Annotated in this window: 22 protein-coding genes; 13 read left to right on the forward strand and 9 right to left on the reverse strand. The window is 69.6% G+C overall.

All coding sequences use genetic code 11. The features are described from left to right. Positions 1–11: 11 nt before the first annotated feature. From AC1HIL_RS14920 to AC1HIL_RS14940, 5 genes are all read left to right on the forward strand, one after another. Positions 12–1,334 (forward strand): homoserine dehydrogenase, encoded by a 1,323-nt coding sequence (locus tag AC1HIL_RS14920; RefSeq protein ID WP_057595858.1) that lies wholly within the window; start codon positions 12–14, stop codon positions 1,332–1,334. Further along, positions 1,331–2,746 carry a threonine synthase gene (gene thrC, locus AC1HIL_RS14925; protein ID WP_261213567.1) on the forward strand — a complete coding sequence of 472 codons (1,416 nt, stop codon included), beginning with the start codon at positions 1,331–1,333 and terminating at the stop codon, positions 2,744–2,746. The genes AC1HIL_RS14920 and thrC overlap by 4 nt, the downstream gene beginning before the upstream one ends. Before the next feature lie 81 nt (positions 2,747–2,827). Then, the gene (mobB, locus tag AC1HIL_RS14930) at positions 2,828–3,367 is read left to right on the forward strand and encodes a molybdopterin-guanine dinucleotide biosynthesis protein B (RefSeq protein ID WP_057595856.1); all 540 of its coding nucleotides are present in this window, start codon (positions 2,828–2,830) and stop codon (positions 3,365–3,367) included. Further along, positions 3,360–4,658, forward strand: a complete 1,299-nt coding sequence (locus AC1HIL_RS14935) for a molybdopterin molybdotransferase MoeA (protein ID WP_479672096.1) — start codon at positions 3,360–3,362, stop codon at positions 4,656–4,658. The genes mobB and AC1HIL_RS14935 overlap by 8 nt, the downstream gene beginning before the upstream one ends. Positions 4,659–4,663: 5 nt before the next feature. Next, positions 4,664–4,915 (forward strand): MoaD/ThiS family protein, encoded by a 252-nt coding sequence (locus tag AC1HIL_RS14940; RefSeq protein WP_057595854.1) that lies wholly within the window; start codon positions 4,664–4,666, stop codon positions 4,913–4,915. On the opposite strand, the gene AC1HIL_RS14945 is transcribed toward AC1HIL_RS14940, so the two are convergent. Next, on the reverse strand, positions 4,902–5,804 hold the full coding sequence (locus tag AC1HIL_RS14945; protein WP_479672097.1) for a 4-hydroxy-tetrahydrodipicolinate synthase family protein: 903 nt from the start codon (positions 5,802–5,804) through the stop codon (positions 4,902–4,904). The two genes, AC1HIL_RS14940 and AC1HIL_RS14945, sit on opposite strands and share 14 nt — an antisense overlap. 263 nt (positions 5,805–6,067) lie before the next feature. Between AC1HIL_RS14945 and AC1HIL_RS14950 the strand changes: the two genes are divergently transcribed. Beyond that, entirely contained in the window at positions 6,068–6,547 is a 480-nt protein-coding gene (locus tag AC1HIL_RS14950; protein ID WP_261213562.1) for a molybdenum cofactor biosynthesis protein MoaE, read from the forward strand. Between the two features lie 6 nt (positions 6,548–6,553). On the opposite strand, the gene AC1HIL_RS14955 is transcribed toward AC1HIL_RS14950, so the two are convergent. Further along, complete coding sequence (locus AC1HIL_RS14955; RefSeq protein WP_479672098.1) at positions 6,554–7,549, reverse strand: Bug family tripartite tricarboxylate transporter substrate binding protein; 996 nt, start codon at positions 7,547–7,549, stop codon at positions 6,554–6,556. A gap of 142 nt (positions 7,550–7,691) precedes the next feature. Between AC1HIL_RS14955 and clpB the strand changes: the two genes are divergently transcribed. Beyond that, a complete protein-coding gene (clpB, locus tag AC1HIL_RS14960; RefSeq protein ID WP_057595851.1) occupies positions 7,692–10,331 on the forward strand; it encodes an ATP-dependent chaperone ClpB in 2,640 nt (879 codons plus the stop codon). Positions 10,332–10,337: 6 nt separating this feature from the next. Further along, a complete protein-coding gene (locus tag AC1HIL_RS14965) occupies positions 10,338–10,670 on the forward strand; it encodes a hypothetical protein (protein ID WP_057595850.1) in 333 nt (110 codons plus the stop codon). A 77-nt stretch (positions 10,671–10,747) separates the two neighbouring features. On the opposite strand, the gene AC1HIL_RS14970 is transcribed toward AC1HIL_RS14965, so the two are convergent. The 6 genes from AC1HIL_RS14970 to AC1HIL_RS14995 all read right to left on the reverse strand — a co-directional run bounded on the left by AC1HIL_RS14970 (position 10,748) and on the right by AC1HIL_RS14995 (position 17,626). Continuing rightward, on the reverse strand, positions 10,748–12,562 hold the full coding sequence (locus tag AC1HIL_RS14970) for an AMP-dependent synthetase/ligase (RefSeq protein ID WP_479672099.1): 1,815 nt from the start codon (positions 12,560–12,562) through the stop codon (positions 10,748–10,750). Next, positions 12,559–13,377: an ABC transporter ATP-binding protein gene (locus tag AC1HIL_RS14975; RefSeq protein ID WP_057595848.1), complete on the reverse strand. Its 819-nt coding sequence runs from the start codon at positions 13,375–13,377 to the stop codon at positions 12,559–12,561. Before AC1HIL_RS14975 ends, AC1HIL_RS14970 begins: the two co-directional genes overlap by 4 nt. A 13-nt stretch (positions 13,378–13,390) precedes the next feature. Continuing rightward, positions 13,391–14,581, reverse strand: a complete 1,191-nt coding sequence (locus AC1HIL_RS14980; protein ID WP_479672100.1) for an ABC transporter substrate-binding protein — start codon at positions 14,579–14,581, stop codon at positions 13,391–13,393. Between the two features lie 14 nt (positions 14,582–14,595). After that, on the reverse strand, positions 14,596–15,633 hold the full coding sequence (locus AC1HIL_RS14985; RefSeq protein WP_479672101.1) for a branched-chain amino acid ABC transporter permease: 1,038 nt from the start codon (positions 15,631–15,633) through the stop codon (positions 14,596–14,598). 221 nt (positions 15,634–15,854) lie between these two features. Further along, complete coding sequence (locus tag AC1HIL_RS14990; protein ID WP_479672102.1) at positions 15,855–16,733, reverse strand: branched-chain amino acid ABC transporter permease; 879 nt, start codon at positions 16,731–16,733, stop codon at positions 15,855–15,857. Further along, on the reverse strand, positions 16,733–17,626 hold the full coding sequence (locus AC1HIL_RS14995; RefSeq protein WP_479672103.1) for an ABC transporter ATP-binding protein: 894 nt from the start codon (positions 17,624–17,626) through the stop codon (positions 16,733–16,735). The genes AC1HIL_RS14990 and AC1HIL_RS14995 overlap by 1 nt, the downstream gene beginning before the upstream one ends. A 209-nt stretch (positions 17,627–17,835) precedes the next feature. Here AC1HIL_RS14995 and AC1HIL_RS15000 point away from each other — a divergent pair, with 209 nt between their 5' ends. The 5 genes from AC1HIL_RS15000 (at position 17,836) to AC1HIL_RS15020 (ending at position 21,910) form a co-directional block, all read left to right on the forward strand. After that, positions 17,836–18,555 carry a TetR/AcrR family transcriptional regulator gene (locus AC1HIL_RS15000; protein ID WP_479672104.1) on the forward strand — a complete coding sequence of 240 codons (720 nt, stop codon included), beginning with the start codon at positions 17,836–17,838 and terminating at the stop codon, positions 18,553–18,555. Positions 18,556–18,582: 27 nt separating this feature from the next. Then, positions 18,583–19,377 (forward strand): enoyl-CoA hydratase/isomerase family protein, encoded by a 795-nt coding sequence (locus tag AC1HIL_RS15005; RefSeq protein ID WP_479672105.1) that lies wholly within the window; start codon positions 18,583–18,585, stop codon positions 19,375–19,377. A 43-nt stretch (positions 19,378–19,420) separates the two neighbouring features. After that, on the forward strand, positions 19,421–20,605 hold the full coding sequence (locus tag AC1HIL_RS15010; RefSeq protein WP_057595841.1) for an acetyl-CoA C-acyltransferase family protein: 1,185 nt from the start codon (positions 19,421–19,423) through the stop codon (positions 20,603–20,605). 235 nt (positions 20,606–20,840) lie between these two features. Beyond that, positions 20,841–21,254: an alternative ribosome rescue aminoacyl-tRNA hydrolase ArfB gene (gene arfB / locus AC1HIL_RS15015; RefSeq protein WP_296740446.1), complete on the forward strand. Its 414-nt coding sequence runs from the start codon at positions 20,841–20,843 to the stop codon at positions 21,252–21,254. A 68-nt stretch (positions 21,255–21,322) separates the two neighbouring features. Beyond that, positions 21,323–21,910: a DUF3299 domain-containing protein gene (locus tag AC1HIL_RS15020; protein ID WP_479672106.1), complete on the forward strand. Its 588-nt coding sequence runs from the start codon at positions 21,323–21,325 to the stop codon at positions 21,908–21,910. A gap of 15 nt (positions 21,911–21,925) precedes the next feature. Here the strand turns inward: AC1HIL_RS15020 and AC1HIL_RS15025 are convergent, their stop codons facing one another. After that, positions 21,926–22,813, reverse strand: a complete 888-nt coding sequence (locus AC1HIL_RS15025) for a LysR substrate-binding domain-containing protein (RefSeq protein ID WP_479672107.1) — start codon at positions 22,811–22,813, stop codon at positions 21,926–21,928. Between the last annotated feature and the right edge of the window lie 9 nt (positions 22,814–22,822).

Below are 22,822 nucleotides of genomic sequence, written 5' to 3' on the forward strand. Positions count from 1 at the left end.
CGACTCTCCCCATGAAACCCATCCAAGTAGGCCTGCTCGGCGCAGGCACGGTCGGCAGCGGTACCTTCAAGGTGCTCCAGCGCAACCAGGAGGAAATCAAGCGCCGCGCCGGCCGCGGCATCGAGATCACCATGGTGGCCGACCTCGACACCGCGCGCGCCCGCGAAGTGGCCGGCGACGGCGTCAAGGTGGTCGGCGACGCGCGCGAGGTCATCGCCAATCCCGACATCGACATCGTGATCGAGCTGATCGGCGGCTACGGCATCGCGAAGCAACTCGTGCTCGAGGCCATCGCGGCCGGCAAGCACGTGGTCACGGCCAACAAGGCACTGCTCGCGGTGCACGGCACCGAGATCTTCGCGGCCGCGCATGCCAAGGGCGTGATGGTGGCCTTCGAGGCCGCGGTGGCCGGCGGCATCCCGATCATCAAGGCGCTGCGCGAAGGCCTCACGGCCAACAGCATCCAGTGGCTGGCCGGCATCATCAACGGCACCACCAACTTCATCCTCTCGGAGATGCGCGACAAGGGCCTGGACTTCGCGACCGTGCTCAAGGAGGCGCAGCGCCTGGGCTATGCCGAAGCCGATCCCACCTTCGACATCGAGGGCGTCGACGCCGGCCACAAGGTCACGCTGATGAGCGCGCTGGCCTTCGGCATCCCGGTGCAGTTCGACAAGGCCCACATCGAGGGCATCACCAAGCTGGCCGCGCAGGACATCAAGTACGCCGAGCAGCTCGGCTACCGCATCAAGCTGCTGGGCGTGACCAAGCGCACGGCCAAGGGCATCGAGCTGCGCGTGCATCCCTCGCTGGTGCCGAGCAAGCGCCTGCTGGCCAACGTCGAGGGCGCGATGAACGCCGTGGTGGTGCACGGCGATGCCGTCGGCACCACGCTCTACTACGGCAAGGGCGCGGGCAGCGAGCCCACCGCCAGCGCGGTGATCGCCGACCTGGTCGACATCACGCGCCTGCACACGGCCGATGCCGCGCACCGCGTGCCGCACCTGGCCTTCCATCCCGATGCGCTGAGCGACCTGCAGGTGCTGCCGATGGCCGAGGTGGTCACCAGCTACTACCTGCGCCTGCGCGTGGCCGACCAGGCCGGCGTGCTGGCCAAGGTCACGGGCCTGCTCGCGACCGCCGGCATCAGCATCGACGCCGTGCTGCAGCGCGAAGCCGACGAGGTCGGCGGCGAGGGCTCGACCCAGACCGACCTGATCATCCTCACGCACGACGCGCGCGAAGGCACGGTCGACGAAGTCATGGCCGAGCTGCAGGCGCTGCCGACGGTGCTCGAGCCCATCGTGCGCATCCGCAAGGAAGAGTTGAAGTGAACTACCTGAGCACCCGCGGCCATCCCGACCGCAAGCGCTTCTGCGAAATCCTGCTCGAGGGCCTCGCGCCCGACGGCGGCCTCTACCTGCCCGAGCGCTATCCGCAGGTCGATGCCGCCACGCTCGCGAAGTGGCGTTCGCTGTCCTATGCCGAGCTGGCCTTCGAGATCCTGTCGCTCTACATCGACGACATTCCGCCGGCCGACCTGAAGGCGCTCTGCGCGAAGACCTACACCGCCGAGGTCTTCGGCAGCGACGAGATCGTGCCGCTGCGCGAGCTCGAGGACGGCGTCTACCTCGAAGCCCTGTCCAACGGCCCCACGCTGGCCTTCAAGGACATGGCGATGCAGCTGCTGGGCAACCTGTTCGAGTACGAACTGGCCCGCCGCGGCGCCGAGCTCAACATCCTGGGCGCCACCAGCGGCGACACCGGCAGCGCGGCCGAGTACGCGATGCGCGGCAAGAAGGGCGTGCGCGTCTTCATGACCTCGCCCGACGGCCGCATGAGCCCGTTCCAGCAGGCGCAGATGTTCAGCCTGCAGGACGAGAACATCCACAACATCGCCATCGCGGGCGTGTTCGACGACTGCCAGGACATCGTGAAGGCGGTCTCGAACGACCTGGCCTTCAAGCGCAAGTACCGCATCGGCACCGTCAATTCGATCAACTGGGCGCGGCTGCTGGCGCAGGTGGTCTACTACTTCGCGGGCTACTTCCAGGCCACGGCGAGCAACGAGCAGCCGGTGAGCTTCACCGTGCCCTCGGGCAACTTCGGCAACATCTGCGCCGGCCACGTGGCGCGCATGATGGGCCTGCCGATCCATACGCTGGTGGCCGCCACCAACGAGAACGACGTGCTCGACGAGTTCTTCCGCACCGGCGTCTACCGCGTGCGCGGCGCCGCCGACACGCACGAGACCTCGAGCCCGTCGATGGACATCAGCAAGGCCAGCAACTTCGAGCGCTTCGTGTTCGACCTGGTCGGCCGCGACAGCGGCAAGCTGCGCGGGCTGTTCGTCGACGACCTGAACCGCCAGGGCTTCTTCGACCTGAGCGCCGATCCCGCCTTCGCGCAGGCCGCGTCGCGCTTCGGCTTCCGCAGCGGCCGCAGCACGCACGCCGACCGCCTCGCGACCATCCGCGACACCGAGAAGCGCTTCGCCACGCTGGTCGACCCGCACACCGCCGACGGCCTCAAGGCCGCGCGCGCGCACCTGGCGCCGGGCGTGCCGATGGTGGTGCTCGAGACCGCGCTGCCGATCAAGTTCGCGGCCACACTGGTCGAGGCGCTCGGCGAGGAGCCCGCGCGGCCCGCGAAGTTCGAGGGCATCGAGGCGCTGCCCAAGCGCGTGGTCAAGCTGCCGGCCGATGCCGAAGCGGTGAAGGCCTACATCGCTGAACACTGCGACTGAGCGATCAACACGAAGGGGTGGCCGAGCGGCCGCCCCGCTCGGTATTCAAAGCTATCCCCTGAATAGCATCGGAGACATCGGATGAAAGTGGTCGGCTTCGCCGGTTACTCGGGCGCCGGCAAGACCACGCTGGTCGAGCGGCTGATTCCCGTGCTCAAGCGCGCCGGACTGCGCGTGTCGGTGGTCAAGCACGCGCACCACAAGTTCGACATCGACCACCCAGGCAAGGACACCTGGCGCCACCGCGAGGCCGGTGCCTTCGAGGTGGTGGTCGCCTCCGACCGGCGGCTGGCGCTGATGCGCGAGTTCGAGACGCCGGTCGAGCTCGACGTGCACCAGCTGATCGCCGAGCTCTACAGCGGCGCCGACTGGGTGCTGGTCGAGGGCTTCCGCCACAGCGACCTGCTCAAGATCGAGGTGTGGCGCCCCACCGCGCAGGACGAGGCGCCGCGGCCCTCGCTCTATCCCGAGGATCCCTTCGTCGTCGCGATCGCCGCCAAGGGCGCGCTGCCGGTGCCCACCGAGCGGCCGGTGTTCGACCTCGACGACGCCGAGGCCATCGCGCGCTGGCTGGTCGACAGCGGCGAGCGCTTCGACTACAACCCCGAGCACCATGGCTGACTCTCCCGCTGTTCCCTTCGCCGCCTCCTCACGCCGGCCGCCGCTGCTGCCGCTCGACGACGCGATCGCCCAATTGCTCGCCAAGGCCCGGCCGGCGCTGCCGTCCGAGCTGGTCAGCACCTTCGATGCCGACGGCCGCGTGCTGGCCGAGGATCTCGTGGCCGGCCTCACGGTGCCGCCGCGCGACAACAGCGCGATGGACGGTTACGCGCTGCGCGTGGCCGACTGCGCCGCGCCCGGTGCGCTGCTGAAGGTGGCGCAGCGCATTCCCGCCGGCACGGTCGGCACGCCGCTCTTGCCCGGCACCGCGGCGCGGATCTTCACCGGCGCGCAGATTCCCGAGGGCGCCGACGCGGTCGTGATGCAGGAAGACACCGCCGCCATCGCGGAGGAGGGCGGCCTGGGCAGCGTGCGCGTCGAGATCGTGCCCGCGGCCGGCCAGTGGATCCGCCGCGCCGGCGAGGACGTGGCGTCCGGCGACGTGGTGCTGCGCAAGGGCGAGCGCCTCACGCCCGCCGCGCTGGGGCTGGCGGCCAGCATCGGCTTCGACCGGCTGCCGTTGGCGCGCAAGCCGCGCGTGGCGCTGCTGTCCACCGGCGACGAACTCGTGATGCCCGGCGAGGTCGCGCCCGCGGCGATGAAGCCCGGCGCGATCTACAACTCCAACCGCTTCTTCATGCGCGCGCTGCTGCACCGGCTGGGCTGCGAGGTGCACGACCTCGGCATCGTGCCCGACCGGCGTGAGGCCACCGTCGAGGCGCTGCGCGAGGCGGCCGAGCACAACGACCTGATCATCACCACCGGCGGCGTGTCGGTCGGCGAGGAGGACCACATCCGCGCCGCGCTGCAGGCGCTCGGCGAGATCGATCTCTGGTCGCTCTCGATGAAGCCCGGCAAGCCCTTCGCCTACGGTTCGATCCCGCGCTCGGGCCGGGGCGACGCGCAGGGCCACTGCCACGTCACCGGGCTGCCCGGCAACCCGGTGTCGAGCTTCCTGACCTTCCTGATGCTGGTGCGGCCCTTCCTGCTGACCCTGCAGGGCGCCAGCCGCGTCACGCCCGAGCCGGTGCGCATGCGCGCCGATTTCGACTGGCCGCGCGCCGACAAGCGCCGCGAGTTCCTGCGCGCGCGCCGCAATGCCCAGGGCGGGCTCGACCTGTTCGGCAACCAGAGCTCGGGCGTGCTGACCTCGATGGTCTGGGGCGACGGGCTGGTCGACAACCCCTCGGGCCAGACCATCCGCGCCGGCGATCCGGTCGAGTTCATTCCCCTCGCATCCTTGCTGTCCTGAAGCGCATGAAGGTCCATCTCCGTTATTTCGCCTCGGTGCGCGAAGCGCTCGGCAAGAGCGATGAAACCATCGACACCGCGGCGCCCACGCTGGCCGCGCTGCGCGACGAGCTGATCGCGCGCGGCGGCGCCTACGCCACGGTGCTCGCGCGCGGCCGCGCGCTGCGCATGGCGCTCGACCACACCATGAGCGACGAGGCCGCGGCCCCGCACGAAGGCTGCGAGGTCGCGTTCTTCCCGCCCGTCACGGGCGGCTGAGGGCCGCGTCGAGCGCCACCAGGCGCTCGCGCAGCGCGTCCGAGGCGCGCGTCATCGGCGAGCGCAGCTCGTCGCGCAGCGCGCCCTGGTGCGCCAGCAGGGCCTTCAGCGGGCCCGGATTGGCTTCCGTGAACAGGCCCTCGACCAGCGGCTGCAGCGGCTGCCACAGCGCGCGCGCCTCGGCCAGCCGGCCCTCGCGCAGCAGTGCGATCAGCCGCACGAAGCGCGCCGTCTGCACGTGGCCGCTGGCCGCGATCGCGCCCACGCCGCCCTCGGCCACGGTGCCGAAGATCTGGCCGTCCTCGCCCGCGAGCACCTGCAGCCGGCCATCGGCGATCACGGCGCGGGTCTTGCCCGCGTCGCCGCCGCAGTCCTTGATGCCGCGGATGCGCGGGTTGGCGGCCAGCGTCAGCAGGGTGTCGCGCGCGATCGTGGCGCCGGTGCGGTAGGGGATGTCGTAGATCAGCAGCGGCGCGGCGCTGGCCTCGGCGATGGCGCCGAACCATTCGAGCAGGCCGGCCTGCGAGGGCCGGATGTAGTGCGGCGCCGGCACCAGCAGGCCCGCGAGCGGGCGCTGCGCGAGCCGGCGCACCCAGGCCGTGGTCTTGCCCAGGTGGTAGCCCGAGAGGCCCATGACCAGCGGCAGGCCGCCCGCGGCCTCGGCCACCGTGTCGAGCGCGGCGAGCTGCTCGGCCTCGTCGAGCGCCGCGGCCTCGCCGGTGGAGCCGCAGACCACGAAGCCGGCCACGCCATCGGCGGCCAGGCGGCGCGTGAGCGCGGCCAGCGCCGCATGGTCGAGCGCGCCGTCGCGAAACGGCGTCACGAGGGGAATCCACAGGCCCGAGAAATCGGGAGCGGCAGTGGCGGAGGAGGAATGGTTGGCGGGCACGCGGGCGTCCTTTCGACGATCGACCGATGGAAGGAACCATCGTCCGATGCGCGCGCAACCCATGCGGGGCCAGTGCCTGTGCCGGTTCCGTCGCTCATCCGACGACGGAACCGAAGCTCCGGTCAGACGAGCTTTGGTTTTTTGGCTTTGCCGCCCAGGCGCGCGCCGTTCGTGCCTTCGGTCGAAGGCGCGGGCGAACGTGCGGTCAGGGCAAACATGGGGCTGGAGTTTAGCCGCGCGCGCCGCGGTGCCACAATTTGCACATGGCATTTCCGCAACGCGTCACCATCCAGACGGCCGATTTCGATCTCGGCGCCGAAGTCGCAGCCCTGCGCGCGAGCGATGCGCGCATCGGCGCCGTCTGCAGCTTCATCGGCACCGTGCGCGATCGCAACGATGGCGCGGACGTTGCATCGATGGAGCTAGAGCACTACCCCGGCATGACCGAGAAATCGATCGAGGCCATGGTCGACGAAGCCCACGAGCGCTTCGACATCCTCGGCGTGCGTGTGGTCCACCGCGTGGGCCTGCTGCAGCCGCTCGATCAGATCATGATGGTGGCGGTGGCCTCGGCGCACCGCGGCGAGAGCTTCCAGGCCTGCGAGTTCCTGATGGACTACCTCAAGACCCAGGCGCCGTTCTGGAAGAAGGAGCAGACGCCCGAGGGCGCCCGCTGGGTCGATGCGCGCGTCGCGGACGACGCGGCGCTCGCGCGCTGGGGCATCAGCGCGTCGAACGCCTGAGCGCGCTCACAGAGGCTTGAAGCCGCTCGACTGGATGATCCGTTCCCAGGTCTGCGTGTAGCTGCGCACGCGGCCCGCGAACTGGCCCTGCGGCTCGTAGCCGACCGTCAGGCCCAGCGTGGTGAGCTTCTGCTTCACGTCGGGCATGGCCAGCACCTTCTGCAGCGCCGCACCGTACTTGTCGATGATCGGCTGCGGCGTGCCCACGGGCGCGAAGATGCCGTAGTAGGGCAGGTCCTCGAGGTTCGCGAAGCCCAGCTCGGTGAAGGTCGGCACGTTGGGCAGCAGCGCCTGGCGCTTGGCGCCGATCGAGGCCACGATGCGCAGCTTGCCGGCCTTGTGGTTCTCGATGAAGTCGGGCACCGAGGCGATGCCGGCCGTGATCTGGTTGCCCAGCATGTCGGCCGTCATCGGCGCGCTGCCGCGGTAGGGCGCGGGCTGCACGTCGATCTTGTACTTGTCCGAGATCATCTTCACGAGGAACTCGGGGATCGAGGCCGGCGCCGGGATGCCGATGGTCTCCTTGCCGCCCTTCTGCGTGCGCACCCACTTGACGTACTCGTCGATGCTCTTGGCCGGCGTGCCGCCCGAGACCGCGAGCACGTTGGCGAAGGTCGCGAAGCCGGCCACGGGCACGAAGTCGGTGGCGGGATTGAAGCCCGGGTTCTTGACCACCTGCGGCAGGATCGAGATCGTGTGGTCGTGCGAGAGGAACAGCGTGTGGCCATCGGCCGGCGAGGACTTCAGCACCTGCGCCGCGATCTGGCCGCCCGCGCCCGCGCGGTTCTCGACCACCACCGGCGCGCCGAGCTCGTCCTTGAGCTTCTCGCCCAGCGTGCGCGCGATCGCGTCGGTGCCGGCCCCGGCCGGGAAGCCGACCAGGATGCGGATCGGCGTGCCGCTCTGGGCCTGTGCCAGCCCGGCCATGCCCAGGGCAGCCGCGAAGAGGCCCACGCTGAGCGCGCGGCGCACCGGTTGGACGCGCTGCATTGAAAAAACCATGATCGACTCCATTCGAGAAGAGAGAAATGCCTACGGGCGGGAGGGTGCGGGCATCGTGCAATAGCCGTGCCCGTCGCGCGGGCCCGGCCCGCAACCTTGAATCGTGCCCGAACAGCCCTATTTTGGATGCAGGAATACCACCATGCGACAAGACAAACTCACCACCAAGTTCCAGGAAGCGCTGGGCGACGCCCAGTCGCTCGCCCTCGGCAGCGACAACGCCTACATCGAGCCGGCCCACCTGCTGGCTGCGATGCTGCGCCAGGACGACGGCCCGCGCGCGCTGCTCGAGCGCGCCGGGGTCAACGTGCCCGGCCTCGCACAAGCCGCCGAGGCGGCCATCAAGAAGCTGCCCCAGGTGCAGGGCCATGACATCGTGCAGGTCGGCCCCGAGCTCGGCAAGCTGCTGCAGGCGACCGAGAAGGAAGCCCTCAAGCGCAACGACCAGTTCATCGCGGGCGAGCTCTTCCTTTTGGCCGTGGCCGACAGCAAGAGCGACATCGGCCGGATCGCCAAGGAGAACGGCCTCTCGCGCAAGTCGCTCGAGTCCGCGATCGACGCGGTGCGCGGCGGCCAGGGCGTGAACAGCGCCGATGCCGAAGGCCAGCGCGAGGCACTCAAGAAATACACGCTCGACCTCACCGAGCGCGCGCGCCTGGGCAAGCTCGACCCGGTCATCGGCCGCGACGAGGAGATCCGCCGCGCGATCCAGGTGCTGCAGCGCCGCACCAAGAACAACCCCGTGCTGATCGGTGAACCCGGCGTGGGCAAGACCGCCATCGTCGAGGGCCTCGCGCAGCGCATCGTCGCGGGCGAGGTGCCCGATTCGCTCAAGGGCAAGCGCGTGCTGTCGCTCGACATGGCCGCGCTGCTCGCGGGCGCCAAGTTCCGCGGCGAGTTCGAGGAGCGGCTCAAGACCGTGCTCAACGAACTCGCGAAGGACGAGGGCCAGACCATCGTCTTCATCGACGAGCTCCACACCATGGTCGGCGCCGGCAAGGCCGAGGGCGCGATGGACGCGGGCAACATGCTCAAGCCCGCGCTCGCGCGCGGCGAACTGCACTGCGTGGGCGCCACCACGCTCGACGAATACCGCAAGTACATCGAGAAGGACGCCGCGCTCGAGCGCCGCTTCCAGAAGATCCTCGTGGGCGAGCCCAGCGTCGAGGCCACCATCGCGATCCTGCGCGGCCTGCAGGAGAAGTACGAGGTGCACCACGGCGTGCAGATCACCGACCCGGCCATCGTGGCCGCGGCCGAGCTCTCCGACCGCTACGTCACCGACCGCTTCCTGCCCGACAAGGCGATCGACCTGATCGACGAGGCCGCGGCCAAGATCAAGATCGAGATGGACTCCAAGCCCGAGGTGATGGACCGCCTCGACCGCCGGCTGATCCAGCTGCAGATCGAGCGCGAGGCCGTGCGTCGCGAGAAGGACGAGGCCTCGCAGAAGCGCTTCGGCCTGATCGAGGACGAGATCGCCAAGCTGCAGAAGGAGATCGCCGACTACGACGAGATCTGGCAGGCCGAGAAGGCCCAGGCCCAGGGCAGCGCGCACGTGCGCGAGGAGGTCGACAAGATCAAGTTCCAGATCGAGGAATGGAAGCGCAAGGGCGACTTCAACAAGGTCGCCGAGCTGCAGTACGGCCAGTTGCCGGCGCTCGAGAAGCGCCTGAAGGAAGCCGAGGACAGCGAAGCCAACAAGGGCAAGTCGAGCGCGCCCACGCTGCTGCGCACCCAGGTCGGCGCGGAAGAGATCGCCGAGGTCGTGGCGCGCGCCACCGGCATCCCGGTCGCCAAGCTGATGCAGGGCGAGCGCGACAAGCTGCTCGTGATGGAAGACAAGCTGCATGAGCGCGTGGTCGGCCAGGACGAGGCCATCGGCGCGGTCGCGAATGCGATCCGCCGCTCGCGCTCGGGCCTGTCCGATCCGAACCGGCCCACGGGCTCGTTCCTGTTCCTAGGCCCCACGGGCGTGGGCAAGACCGAGCTCTGCAAGGCGCTCGCGGGCTTCCTGTTCGACAGCGAGGATCACCTGATCCGCATCGACATGAGCGAGTTCATGGAGAAGCACTCGGTGGCCCGCCTGATCGGTGCGCCGCCCGGCTACGTGGGCTACGAGGAGGGCGGCTACCTGACGGAAGCCGTGCGCCGCAAGCCCTACAGCGTGGTGCTGCTCGACGAGGTCGAGAAGGCGCATCCTGACGTGTTCAACGTGCTGCTGCAGGTGCTCGACGATGGCCGCCTGACCGATGGCCAGGGCCGCACCGTGGACTTCAAGAACACGGTGATCGTGATGACCAGCAACATCGGCTCGCCGATCATCCAGGCCATGGTGGGCAAGCCGGGCGAGGAGATCAAGGAAGCGGTGTGGGACGAGCTGAAGAACTACTTCCGCCCCGAGTTCCTCAACCGCATCGACGAGACGGTCGTGTTCCATGCGCTCGACGCGAAGAACATCGAGGCCATCGCGGCGATCCAGCTCAAGGTGCTGCAGTCGCGGCTCGCGAAGATGGACCTGGGCCTCGAGGTGTCGCCCGCGGCGCTGGCAGAGATCGCCAAGGTCGGCTTCGACCCGGTGTTCGGTGCCCGTCCGCTGAAGCGCGCGATCCAGCAGCGCATCGAGAATCCGCTCTCGAAGCTGCTGCTCGACGGCAGCTTCGGGCCGAAGGACACGATCGAGGTCACGACCGACCCGATCCGCTCGCCGGGCCAGTTCGACTTCGCAAAAGCAGGAAATCCCGGAAAAACCGGGGAACCTGCGGCCGAAGCCTCGGCCTAAGATGGAATGATGAACTTCATTCTTCGCGTGATCCTCGTGATGCTGGGGCTGGTTTTCGCGGCCAGCCTGGCGGTTGCCGTGATGCTGCTGGCCGCGGTGTGGGGCGTTCGCTACGCCTGGGCGCGGCTCACGGGCAAGCCCGTGACGCCCTGGGTGATGCGTTTCAACCCGCGTTCGGGCTTCGACCGCTTCCGCAGCGCCGCCCGGCCGGCCGAACCCTCGGCCGCCGACGTGGCCAATGCGCGTGCGCGGGGCGAGTCGGTGCGCAGCCCGCTGCTGCGCGAGCGCGGCGGCAACGTGACGGACGTGCAGGCACGGCCCGCGACGCGCGGCGAGTAAGCAGCCGCAACACGGCTGCAGTTTTTTCAGATCACGAAAGGCCGGCCTCGCGCCGGCCTTTTCCTTTCTGGCGATCCTCAGGCGTACAGCGCCTCGATCTCCCCCGCATAGGTCTTGTAGATGCTCGAGCGCCGCACCTTCATGGTGGCGGTGACCTCGCCATCGTCGTGGTCGAGTTCCTTCGTCAGCAGGTGGAAGCGCCGCACCTGCGCCACCTGCGCGAGGCGCGCGTTGCCGCGCTGCAGCTCGGCATCGATCAGCTCGCGCACGCGCGGCAGCTCGACCAGCGAACGGAAGTGGGTGAAGGCCAGGCGCTGCGCCTCGGCCCATTTGCCCACGGTCTCGTAGTCGATCTGCACCAGCGCCGAGACGAACTTGCGCCCCTCGGCGATCACGATGCATTCCTTGACGTAGGGGCTGGCCTTCATCGTGTTCTCGATCTCCGAGGGCGTGAGGTTCTTGCCGCCCGCGGTGATCATGATGTCCTTGAGCCGGTCGACGATGCGCAACTGGCCGCCTTCCTCGGCCACCACGTCGCCGGTGTGCAGCCAGCCGTCGCGGATCGAGGCGGCCGTGGCCTCGGGGTTCTTGTAATAGCCACGGAACACCATCTCGCCGCGGATCTGCAGCTCGCCCTGGTCGCCCACGCGGTGCTCCACGCCCTCGGTGGCCGGCCCCACCGTGCCCACCTTCACCTGGTCGAGCCGGTGGCCGCTGACCATGCCGGTCGATTCGGTGAGGCCGTAGACCTCGACCAGCGGCACGCCCAGCGTGCGGAAGAAGCGCACCACGTCGGGCGGGATCGGCGCGGCGCCGGTCAGCGCGACGCGCGCGTTGCGCAGGCCGATGAAGTTCTGCAGCGCGCGCAGCACGCTCCAGTAGGCCAGGCCGAAGCGCAGCCGTTCGCCCGGGGTCCACCGCGCGCGCGGCTTCTCGGCCAGCGGCGCGCAGGTGGCCAGCGCGCGGCGGTAGAGCGAGCGGCGCAGCCGGCCGGTGTCCTGCATCTTGATGCTGATGGAGGCATGCAGCTTCTCCCAGATGCGCGGCACGCCGAGGAACATGGTGGGCGCGACCTCGCGCAGGTCCTCCTGCACGGTGCGTATCGATTCGCCGAAGTTGACCTGCGAGCCCAGGTACAGCGGCACGAAGCTGGTCAGCATCTGCTCGGCCACGTGGCACAGCGGCAGGTACGACAGGTGGGTGGTGCGCGCATCGAGTTGCAGCCGCTCGACGATGCCCGGCACCACGCCGCGGATGTTGCGCCACGAGATCATGGCGCCCTTGGGCGCGCCGGTGGAGCCCGAGGTGTAGATCATGAGGCCGATGTCGTCGAGCGACTGCGCGGCCAGCGCGGCGTCGACGCGCGCATCGCCCTCGCGCGCCTGCAGCGCAGCGCCGGCCGCCTCGAGTTCGGCAAAGCTCAGGATGCGCTCGCGCGCCTCGGCACCGTAGCTCGCGAGGCCCTTGGTCTCGATCACGACGATGCGGCGCAGCCGCGGCAGCGCGTCGATGGCCTCGAGCACCTTGTCGGCCTGCTCCTGGTCCTCGCAGACCACGATCTCGATGTCGGCATGGCCGACCACGTAGGCCACCTCGTTGGTCGGGCTGGTGGGATAGACGCCCACGGTCACGGCGCCGACCAGGCCCGCGCCCATCTGCGCCAGCACCCATGCGACGCGGTTCTCCGAGATCACGCCCACATGGCCGCCGCGCGCCAGGCCCAGCGCCGCGAAACCCAGGCCGACGTGGACCGCGCGCCGGTGGTAGTCGGCCCAGCTCAGCGGATGCCAGATGCCGAAGTCCTTCTGGCGGATCGCGATGCGCGCACCCTGGGCGCGTGCCTGCTCGCGCAGCATCTGCGGCAAGCTTCGTTCGGGGAGGGGATGCGTCATGACAACCAGCGCTTGCGCCGCTTGTAGTGCTTCAACTCGCGAAAGCTCCTGGATTCGCCGGCACCGCCGACGCCCAGGTAGAACTCGCGCACGTCGGGGTCGGCCGCGAGCCGCTCGGCGCTGCCGTCGATCACGATCTTTCCGTTCTCCATGATGTAGCCGCTGTCGGCCACGGCCAGCGCGAGGCTGGCGTTCTGCTCCACCAGCAGCATCGACACGCCGCGCTCGGCGTTGATGCGCGCGATGATCCCGAAGATTTCCTCCACCAGCTTGGGCGAGAGCCCGAGCGAGGGCTCGTCGAGCAGGATCAACTGGGGCTCGGCCACCAGCGCGCGGCCGATCGCGAGCATCTGCTGTTCGCCGCCCGAGAGGTAGCCCGCGAGGCCGCGGCGCCGCTCGTGCAGCCGCGGAAAGTAGGCATAGACGGCGTCGAAGTCGCGTGCCTGCGCGCCGCGGCCGGCGCGCGCGTAGGTGGCGGCCACGAGGTTCTCCTCGACCGTCAGGTCCTCGAACACGCGCCGTCCCTCCATCACGTGCGCGAGGCCGCGCCGCACCAGCTGCTGCGGCGCGAGCCGCTCGGTGGGCTGGCCGTCGAAGGCGATGCGCCCGGCCTCGAGCTCGCCGTCCTCGAGCGGCAGCAGGCCCGAGATGGCCTTCAGCGTGGTCGACTTGCCGGCGCCGTTGCTGCCCAAGAGCGCCACGATCTGCCCGCGCGGCACGGCCAGCGACAGGCCGCGCAGCACCTGCACGACCTTGTTGTAGACCACCTCGATGTTGTTGACCTCGAGGATGGGGCTGCCGCCGCCGGTGTTCATCGCCGCCGCCCGCTCACTTGTCGAGCGAGATCCAGTCGGATGCCGCCACCATCTTCTGCGCCTTCATGTCGGCGCGGTAGACGCGGCCCACCGGGATGGAGTTGCCCTTGATGGTGATCGGCACGCCGATCAGGCCGCCGGTGTCGAAGTCCTTGATGCTGTTGAGCGCGGCCTTGAGGTTCTTGCCGTCCAGCGGCTTGCCGGCATCGAGCGTGCGTTTCGCCGCCTCGGTGAACAGCATGGCGGTGAGGAAGCCCTGGGTGTAGGCGGTGCTCTGGTACTCGGGGCGCAGGGCGCGGATCTTCTCGAGCATCGGCGCCTTGGCCGAGGTGTCGTAGTAGTAGCGGTAGGGCATGACGCCCATGAAACCGTCGCCGGCCTCGCCCATCTTCATGACGGTGGAGCTGTCCATGGTCCAGAAGGTGCCCATCCACTTGGTGGTCATGCCCATCTGCTTGCCCTGCTGCACGAATTCGGGAATGGGCGCGAGCACGTAGCCGTGGAAGATGGTGTAGTCGGGCGCGGCGCGGCGCAGCTTGATGACCTCGGTCGAGACGTCGACGCTGCCGGCGGGCGTCATGATCTTGACGGGCACCGTGAGGCCCAGCTTCCTGGCGGCAGCCTCGCTCGACTCGATGGGATCGCGGCCGAACTCGGAGTCGGAATAGACGAAGGCCACCTTCGCGCCGGGCTTCTCCTTGGCGATGTGGCGCAGCAGGATGCCGATCATCTCGGTGTAGTCGGGGCCGACCAGGAACTGGTTCGGGTACTTGGCCGGGTCGTTGAGCTCGGTCGCGAACGAAGCGCCGGCCATGAGGATCTGGCCGCTGCGGTCGAGCTCGGGATTGATGGTCTTCGAGAAGCCGGTCGAGTCGCCGTAGTAGAGGTTGACCTTGTTCTGGCTGGTGATCTTCTTGTAGGTGGCGACCGAGACGTCGACCTTGTAGCCGGTGTCCTCGGGCACGTAGCGCAGCTTGCGGCCCTTGATGCCGCCGCCGTCGTTGACGATCTTCACGTAGTCGGCGATGCCGGCGTTGATGCCGATGCCCGCGAAGGCGAACACGCCGGTCATCGGGATCGAGCCGCCGATGACGATGTCCTCGCCCGACTGGGCATACGCGCCGAGCGGCGCGGCGAGCGCGGCGCCGGCGGCCACGATGAGCTCGCGGCGGCGCAGGACGGGGGTCTTCTTGTCGGATGCCATGCTTCGTCTCCTTGTCAGTTCTTGAAAGGCCACAGATGAAAGAAACGGCGGATGCGCCGCCACACTTCGGCGAGCCCGTGCGGCTCGAACACCAGGAAGCCGACGATCAGCAGGCCGAAGACGACCGTGCGCACCGGCGACAGGAAGACGGTCATCTCGTGGCCGCCCGGCAGCAGGTCGAACACCAGCTTGAGCAGCTCGGGCACCATGGTCATGAAGACGGCGCCGAGGATGCCGCCGAGGATCGAGCCCATGCCGCCGACGATGATGGCGGCGAGGAAGAAGATGGACATCAAGAGCGGAAAGCTCTCGGGCGTGACGACGCGGAAGAAGTAGGCCCAGAGACCGCCGGCCACGCCGGCATAGAACGACGAGAGGCCGAACGAGAGCAGCTTGTAGCGCAGCAGCGGAATGCCCAAGACTTCGGCCGAGATGTCGCGATCGCGGATGGCGATGAAGGCGCGGCCCACGCGGGTGCGGAACAGGTTGGCGGCGCCCAGCAGCATCAGCACGGTGATCGGCAGGATCAGCCAGTACAAACGGAACGAGGTGTCGAGCGCGATGCCGAAGAGCTGCGCGGGCGGCAGCGACAGGCCGGTGGTACCCCCGGTGAGCTTGAGGTTGGCGAACAGGAAGTGGGTGATGAACGAGGCCGCGATGGTGGCGATGGCGAGGTACAAGCCCTTGACCCGCAGCGAGGGAATGCCCACGACGAGACCGCCCACCATGGCCACGACGCCGCCCGCGAAGAGGTTGAACAGGAAGGGCGTGCCGAAGCGGATCTGCAGGATGGCGACGGTGTAGGCACCGAGGCCCATGAACGCGGCCTGGCCCATGCTCACGAGGCCGGTGTAGCCGGTGAGGATGTTGAGGCCGGTGGCGCTCGCGACGTTGATGGCGACGAGGCAGGCGAGGTAGAGCCAGTAGTCGCTGGCCATGAAGGGGAACAGCACGAGCAGGGCGGTGCCGACCCACAACCAGGTCTTCTGGGTGCGGGAGTCGAACAGCGCGGCGTCGGCGATGTAGCTTTGCTTGAGGGTGCCTATGCGCATCGGGTCACCTTTTGATGAGGCGCGAGGATGCGTCGGGGCGCGTGCACAGGACGCCGGGTACTTCCCTCCGCGAATGTCCCCCGCCCTTCGGGCTCCTCCTTGATTTCGCTGCGGGAAGCACCCGGCATCCTGTGCACGAGAAGCGCAGCGGTGGTGCGGCCGGTTCGACCGGCGTGAGCCCACCCCGGACAAAGCGATCGCGTGAAAGAAGAGACCCTCATTCAGAGCCTCTCGATCTCATGCGTACCGAACAACCCGTAAGGCCGGATCATCAGCACGATCACCAGCACCACGAAGGTCGCGAGCAGCTTGTATTCGCCGCCGAGGTAGGACCCGGCCAGCGCCTCTACCAGGCCGATGAAGAGACCGCCCACCAGCGCGCCGAGCACGCTGTCCAGGCCGCCCACGATCACCACCACCAGCACCGAGAGGCCGAAGATCCCCATCGACGAGGAGATGCCGCCGATCGCGCCGACCACGATCCCCGCGACCGCCGCGATCATGGCCGAGGCCACCCAGGCCAGCGAGAACACGCGCGGCACGTTGATGCCCATCATGTAGGCCGCGCCCTGGTCCGACGCCGTGGCACGCAGGGCCACGCCGCCGCGCCAGAAGCGGAACAGCAGCAGCACCAGCACGATCAGCACCAGCGCCGCGAGCGCGCCGTAGGCCACCTTGGGGGCGAGGAAGGCTTCGCCCACCATCACCGGCGCGCTCGGCATGAACTCGGGCAACCGGCGCTGGTCGGCGGTCCAGACGATCTCGACCAGGCCCACCAGCACCGAGGCCAGGCCCACCGTCACCATGAAGGCCGAGATCGGCGGTTCGCCCAGCAGCGGGCGGATCATCGTGCGCTCGATCACCGCGCCCAGCAGGCCCGTGCCCAGCACCGAGCCCAGCACCGCGAGCCAGATCGGCAGCGAGAAGCTCGCGGCGAAGGCGAAGAACAGGTAGGCGCTGATCATCAGCATCTCGCCGATCGCGATGTTGACCACCCGCGTGGCCTTGTAGACCAGCACGAAGGCCAGCGCAGCCAGCGCATAGAGCCCGCCGCCGGCCAGGCCGGTCAGCGCGATCTCGAACAGGTAGGCCCAATCCATCACGCCACCGCCGTTGCGTTCGATGCAGTGGCCGCCGCCTGGCCGCGCAGCCTGCGCCGCAGCTCGCCCACGTCGCCCGCGCCCAGGTAGGCGCGCACCACCTCGGGATCGGCCTGCACCTGCGCCGGCGTGCCCTGCGCGATCACCTGGCCGAAGTTGAGCACCACCACGTGGTCCGACAGGTCCATCACCATCCCCATGTCGTGCTCCACCATCAGCACCGTGATGCCCCATTCGCGCCGCACGTCGAGGATGAAGCGCGCCATGTCCTCGGTCTCCTCGCGGTTCATGCCGGCCACCGGCTCGTCGAGCATCAGCACCTTGGGGCGCATCGCGAGCGCGCGCGCCATCTCCACGCGCTTCTGCAGGCCGTAGGGCAGGGCGGCCACGCTGGCATGGCGGATGTAGTCGATCTCGAGGAAGTCGATGATCCGCTCCTCGATGTCGCGGCGCAGCTCGGCCTCCTCGCGGCGCGCGCGGCCCAGGTAGAACAGCGCGTCGAACACGTTGGCCTTCAGGTGCACGTGGCGGCCGAGCTTGATGTTGTCGAGCACCGTCATGCCGCGGAACAGCGCGATGTTCTGGAAGCTGCGCGCCAGCCCGAGCGCGGCGCGCCTGGGCGCCGGCAGCCGCGTGATGTCCGCGCCCTCGAAGACCACGCGGCCGGCCGTCGGCCGGTAGAAACCCGAGACCGTGTTGAACAGCGAGGTCTTGCCCGCGCCGTTGGGGCCGATCACCGCGGTGATCGAGCCGGGCTGTACGTCGAAGCCCACGCCGCTGAGCGCCTTCACGCCGCCGAAGGCCAAGGTGAGCGCCTCCACGCGCAGCACGGGCGCGGCGGCGCTTCCGTCGGCGGGCGAGGTGGCGCGCGGGCGCTCGGTGTCGGCGTGCATGGCGTCGAGTCGTGTCCTGTGTCCGGGCTTCTGAACGAGAAGAGAAAGAGCAGGTGAGCGATGCGCCGCCGCCTCAGGGTTCCTCCGGCATCCGCATCGCGGGCTACTTGCCCGTAGAATTTCTACTCCTCGGTAACGTCCGCGATCTTCCAGACGCGACTTCGCCGCGGCATCAGGACTTACCCCTGCGCGCAAACCCGGATCGCCCCATGACCCTCACCAAGCGCCGTGCCTCCGCCGCCAAGGCCCCTTCCACCGAGACCGCCGAGGCCGCCGACGAATCGCCCTGGGTGCCCTCGGCCCAGCGCGCGATGCAGCGCGAACTCAAGCGCCAGGCCGTGCTGCAGACGGCGGCGCAGCTGTTCAACGAGCGCGGCTTCCACGCCACCTCGCTCGACGACATCGCCGAGCGGCTGCACGTGACCAAGCCCACGCTCTACTACTACGTGAAGAGCAAGGACGACATCCTGCTCGAGTGCGTGCGCGCCGCGCTGGGCATGATGCAGGAGGGCATCGACGAAGTGCGCCGCAATGGCGGCCGCGCGCTCGACCAGCTCATGGCCTGCATGCGCAGCTACTCGGCCATCGTCTGCGAGGAGTTCGGCAAGTGCGTGATCCGCATCGGCGAGGACCCGCTGCCCGAGCCGCTGAAGAAGGAGCTGCGCCGCCTCAAGGCCGGCATCGACCACGAGTTCCGCCGCCTGATCGACGAGGGCATCGCCGAGGGCTCGATCGCGCCCTGCGACCCGAAGATGGCGGCCTTCATGCTGGCCGGCGCGCTGAGCTGGATCGGCCGCTGGTACCGGCGCGACGGCGACCTCACGCCCGAGCAGATCGCCGACCAGGCGATCGCGCTGCTGCTCAACGGGGTGCTGCAGCCGGTGCCCGTCGCACCGGCGCGGCGCAAGCCGCGCGCGACCGCCGCCTGAACTTCCCATGCCATGGAGCAGACAACGATGAACGACACAACCACCCCCGACACCCCGCTCGAGTTCGGCCGCGAAGGCGCTGTCGCCACGCTGCGCTTCAACCGCCCGGCGGCGCTCAACGCCATCGACGTGCCGATGGCGCAGGCCTTCCTCGCGGCGGTGCGCGCCATCGCGGCCGACCGCTCGGTGCGCGCGGTGCTCATGAGCGGCGCCGGCAAGGGCTTCATGGCCGGCGGCGACCTCGCGCTGCTGAGCGCCGATCCGCAGGGCGGCGCGGCCGCGCTGATCGGCCCGCTGCACGAGGCGCTGGAAGTGCTCGCCACCATCGACGCGCCAGTGGTCGCGCAGGTGCACGGCGTGGCGGCCGGCGCGGGCCTGAGCCTGATGCTGCAGGCCGACTTCGTGCTCGCGGCCGAGGGCACGCGCTTCAACCTGGCCTACGTCAACATCGGCGCGAGCTGCGACGTCGGCGCCTCGTGGGCGCTGCCGCGCTGGGTCGGGCTGCGCCGCGCGCTCGAGATCGCGATGCTCGGCGACATGCTCGACGCGGCCGAGGCCGAGCGCATCGGCCTCATCAACCGCGTGCTGCCGGCCGATACGCTGGCCGGCGAGGCGATGGCGCTGGCGCAGCGCCTGGCCCATGGGCCGACCGTGGCGCTGGGCCAGTTGCGGCGGCTGATGCGCGGCAGCTTCGAGCGCGAGTTGCCGGCGCAGCTCGAGGCCGAGTCGGCGGCCTTCCAGGTCTGCGCCGCGAGCCAGGATTTCCGCAGCGGCGTCGACGCCTTCTTCGCCAAGAAGCCGGCGCGCTTCGAAGGCCGCTGATCCCTTTTCCCCCTTTCTTGTTCATTTCATCCAGGAGCAGTTCATGACCTCTCGCGAGATCTTCGTCGTCGGCAGCGCCCGCACGGCCATCGGCACCTTCGGCGGTTCGCTGAAGGACGTGCCCAACACCCAGCTGGCCACCACCGCGGTCAAGGCCGCGATCGAGCGCAGCGGCGTCGCGCCCGCGGCCATCGGCCACGTGGTGATGGGCAACGTGATCCCCACCGACACCAAGGACGCCTACTTGAGCCGCGTCGCCGCCATCGATGCCGGCTGCCCGATCGAGACGCCGGCCTTCAACGTCAATCGCCTCTGCGGCTCGGGCCTGCAGGCCATCGTCTCGGCGGCGCAGGCGATCGCGCTCGGCGACTGCGACATCGCGATCGGCGGCGGCTCCGAGTCGATGAGCCGCGGCCCGTACTTCGACACCGCCGCGCGCTACGGCGCGCGCATGGGCGACGTGCAGCTGGTCGACTACATGCTCGGCATCCTCCACGACCCGTGGGAGAAGATCCACATGGGCATCACGGCCGAGAACGTGGCCGCGCGCTACGGCATCACGCGCGAACAGCAGGACGCGCTGGCCGTGGCCAGCCAGCAGCGCGCCGCGGCCGCCATCGCCGCGGGCCGCTTCAAGGAGCAGATCGTTCCGGTCGAGGTCAAGACGCGCAAGGGCGTGGTGCTGTTCGACACAGACGAGCACGTGCGCGCCGACACCACGGTGGAGACGCTCGCCAAGATGAAGCCGGCCTTCAGGAAGGACGGCCTGGTCACGGCCGGCAACGCCTCGGGCATCAACGACGGCGCCGCCGCGCTGGTGCTGGCCGAGGGCGCGCGCGCGAAGGCCGAGGGCCTGAAGCCGCTGGCGCGGCTCGTGGGCTATGCGCACGCGGGCGTGGAGCCGGCCTACATGGGCATCGGCCCGGTGCCGGCCACGCGCAAGGTGCTCGAGCGCACCGGCCTCAAGGTGAGCGACTTCGACGTGATCGAGTCGAACGAGGCCTTCGCGGCCCAGGCCTGCGCGGTGATCCAGGAGCTGGGCTTCGACCCGGCCAAGGTCAATCCCAACGGCTCGGGCATTTCGCTGGGCCATCCGGTGGGCGCCACGGGCGCGATCATCGCGGTGAAGGCGATCGCCGAGCTGCACCGCGTGCAGGGCCGCTATGCGCTGGTCACGATGTGCATCGGCGGCGGCCAGGGCATCGCCGCGGTGTTCGAGCGCGTCTGATCGCGGGGCGAGGAACAGAAGCCGGTGTGTGGCGGCATCCTCCACAAGGAGGAGGACCCGACGCCGGGCCGCCGCTAATCTTCTGCCTGCCTGGAGAGGAGGAGCGAGCGATTCGAGGAGAGGACTCCGGGTGTGTGCAGCGCGTCGGGCGGGGTGGTCTGCCCGACGCGACATGCCTCCTTCCAGACCGATCTCCCCGGCTTCGCGCTTCGCCGCACCGCGCACAATGCAGCCCGTGCAGCGCCATCCCCCCATCCTCGTCGACGAATCCGAGATCGATTTCAGCGCGATCCGAGCCCAGGGCGCGGGCGGGCAGAACGTCAACAAGGTCTCGAGCGCGGTCCACCTGCGCTACGACATCCGCGCGAGCTCGCTGCCCGAGGACCTGAAGGAACGGCTGCTCGCGCTGCGCGACAGCCGCATCACGCAGGAGGGCGTGCTGGTGCTCAAGGCCCAGCAGCACCGCAGCCAGGAGATGAACCGCGCCGATGCCATCGCGCGCCTGCAGGCGCTGGTCGACAGCGTGGCGACGGTGCCGCGCGTGCGGCGCGCCACCAAGCCCACCTACGGTTCGAAGCAGCGCCGGCTCGAGGGCAAGAGCCAGCGCTCGCAGGTCAAGAGCCTGCGCGGGCCGGTCCGGGGGGACTGAAAGGGGCGGGAAAGCCGCTTAAGTCCCGCTTAAACCTGCGGTCACGCGGCGCTTGCACAATCCTGTCGATGAGTTTTCCGACGAAGCCTTTCGCTCCGGCGCGTGCCGCCGCCCTCGCGCTGGCCCTGGCCGCGGGCCTGCTGGCCGGCTGCGGACCCGAGCGAGCGGCCCCGGCCACCGCGGCGGCCGGCGTGGCGCCCGAGCTCAAGTGGGAGGAACTGATCCCCAAGAGCTGGGACCCGACCCAGCGCTACCGCAACATCAGCCTCGAATCGCTGCGCGACAACGACCCGCGCGCGATCCAGATGCTCGACGAGATGCGCGCGGTCTGGGACAACGCGCCGGTGAACGTGGCGCTCGACGGTGTCGACGGCCGCCTGACCGGCTTCGTGGTGCCGCTGGACGCCTCGCCCGACGGCATCCGCGAGTTCCTGCTGGTGCCGTACTTCGGCGCCTGCATCCACACGCCGCCGCCGCCGGCCAACCAGATCGTGCGCGTGATCGCCCACGAGACGATGAAGGGCCTGCATGCGATGGACACGGTGCATGTGCGCGGCACCCTGCGCGCGGCGCGCTATGCCTCGGCCGACATGGGCGTGAGCGGCTACGAGATCCGCTCGGCGGCGGTCGAGCCCTTCGTCGCCAAGGCACAGTAGCCTGCGCGACGCGGCTCAGTCCGCGAGCCGCTCGGCCAGGAAATCCAGGAACGAGGTGATGCGCGCCGACAGCTGCGTGTTGCGGTAGTAGACCGCGTTGACCGGCTGGCGCACGTCGACCGTGTCCTTCGCCAGCACCTGCACCAGCGCGCCGCTCGCGCGGTCGGCCGCGGTCATGAAGTCCGACAGGCACACCATGCCCACGCCGGCCAGCGCGAGCTGGCGCAGGGTCTCGCCGCTCGAGGCCGCGAGGCTGGGCGCGATCTGCCATTCGTCGCCGTGCGGGCCGCGCAGCGGCCAGCGGTTGAGGGATTCGGGCTGGGTGAAGCCCAGCAGCGTGTGCGCGGCGAGCTCCTCCACCTTGCGCGGCCGGCCCTGGGCCTCGAGGTAGGCCGGGCTCGCGAGCACGCGCAGCCGGTGCGTGCCCAGCGGCCGCGCATGCAGCGTGGAGTCGCGCAGCGGGCCGATGCGGATCGCGATGTCGGTGCGGCGCTCGAGCAGGTCGATCGGCAGGTCGTCGGTGTCGAGCTCGAGCTCGATCTGCGGAAAGCGGCGGCGGAACTCGGCCACCAGCGGCACCACCGCATGCAGCATGTAGGGCGAGGCGGCATTCACGCGCAGCCGGCCCGCGGGCTGCCCGCGGCGCGAGGCCATCTGCTCCTCGGCCTCGTCGATGGCGTCGAGGATGCCGCGGGTGCGCTGCAGGAAGGCCGCGCCTTCCTCGGTCAGCTCGAGACGCCGCGTGGTGCGGCGCAGCAGCGTGGTGTCGAGCTTCTGCTCGAGCCGGCTCAGCGCGCGGCTCACGCCCGAGACCGTCTGCGAGAGCTGCTCGGCCGCGGCCGTGATCGAGCCGGTGTCGACCACGGTGCGGAAGGCCAGCAGTTCCTCGATCGTGGTCTTCATGGGCGCTCG

This window comes from Variovorax sp. ISS6 (assembly GCF_056523145.1).

Coding starts and splice junctions, on each gene's coding strand:
- AC1HIL_RS15000 (WP_479672104.1), top strand. CDS start 17,836: ATGACCCTCACCAAGCGCCGTGCCTCCGCCGCCAAGGCCCCTTCCACC.
- clpB (WP_057595851.1), top strand. CDS start 7,692: ATGCGACAAGACAAACTCACCACCAAGTTCCAGGAAGCGCTGGGCGAC.
- AC1HIL_RS15005 (WP_479672105.1), top strand. CDS start 18,583: ATGAACGACACAACCACCCCCGACACCCCGCTCGAGTTCGGCCGCGAA.
- AC1HIL_RS15020 (WP_479672106.1), top strand. CDS start 21,323: ATGAGTTTTCCGACGAAGCCTTTCGCTCCGGCGCGTGCCGCCGCCCTC.
- AC1HIL_RS14975 (WP_057595848.1), bottom strand. CDS start 13,377: ATGAACACCGGCGGCGGCAGCCCCATCCTCGAGGTCAACAACATCGAG.
- AC1HIL_RS14940 (WP_057595854.1), top strand. CDS start 4,664: ATGAAGGTCCATCTCCGTTATTTCGCCTCGGTGCGCGAAGCGCTCGGC.
- AC1HIL_RS14965 (WP_057595850.1), top strand. CDS start 10,338: ATGATGAACTTCATTCTTCGCGTGATCCTCGTGATGCTGGGGCTGGTT.
- mobB (WP_057595856.1), top strand. CDS start 2,828: ATGAAAGTGGTCGGCTTCGCCGGTTACTCGGGCGCCGGCAAGACCACG.
- AC1HIL_RS14920 (WP_057595858.1), top strand. CDS start 12: ATGAAACCCATCCAAGTAGGCCTGCTCGGCGCAGGCACGGTCGGCAGC.
- AC1HIL_RS14950 (WP_261213562.1), top strand. CDS start 6,068: ATGGCATTTCCGCAACGCGTCACCATCCAGACGGCCGATTTCGATCTC.
- AC1HIL_RS14990 (WP_479672102.1), bottom strand. CDS start 16,733: ATGGATTGGGCCTACCTGTTCGAGATCGCGCTGACCGGCCTGGCCGGC.
- AC1HIL_RS14980 (WP_479672100.1), bottom strand. CDS start 14,581: ATGGCATCCGACAAGAAGACCCCCGTCCTGCGCCGCCGCGAGCTCATC.
- AC1HIL_RS14955 (WP_479672098.1), bottom strand. CDS start 7,549: ATGGTTTTTTCAATGCAGCGCGTCCAACCGGTGCGCCGCGCGCTCAGC.
- AC1HIL_RS15010 (WP_057595841.1), top strand. CDS start 19,421: ATGACCTCTCGCGAGATCTTCGTCGTCGGCAGCGCCCGCACGGCCATC.
- AC1HIL_RS14970 (WP_479672099.1), bottom strand. CDS start 12,562: ATGACGCATCCCCTCCCCGAACGAAGCTTGCCGCAGATGCTGCGCGAG.
- AC1HIL_RS14995 (WP_479672103.1), bottom strand. CDS start 17,626: ATGCACGCCGACACCGAGCGCCCGCGCGCCACCTCGCCCGCCGACGGA.
- AC1HIL_RS14935 (WP_479672096.1), top strand. CDS start 3,360: ATGGCTGACTCTCCCGCTGTTCCCTTCGCCGCCTCCTCACGCCGGCCG.
- AC1HIL_RS15025 (WP_479672107.1), bottom strand. CDS start 22,813: ATGAAGACCACGATCGAGGAACTGCTGGCCTTCCGCACCGTGGTCGAC.
- AC1HIL_RS14985 (WP_479672101.1), bottom strand. CDS start 15,633: ATGCGCATAGGCACCCTCAAGCAAAGCTACATCGCCGACGCCGCGCTG.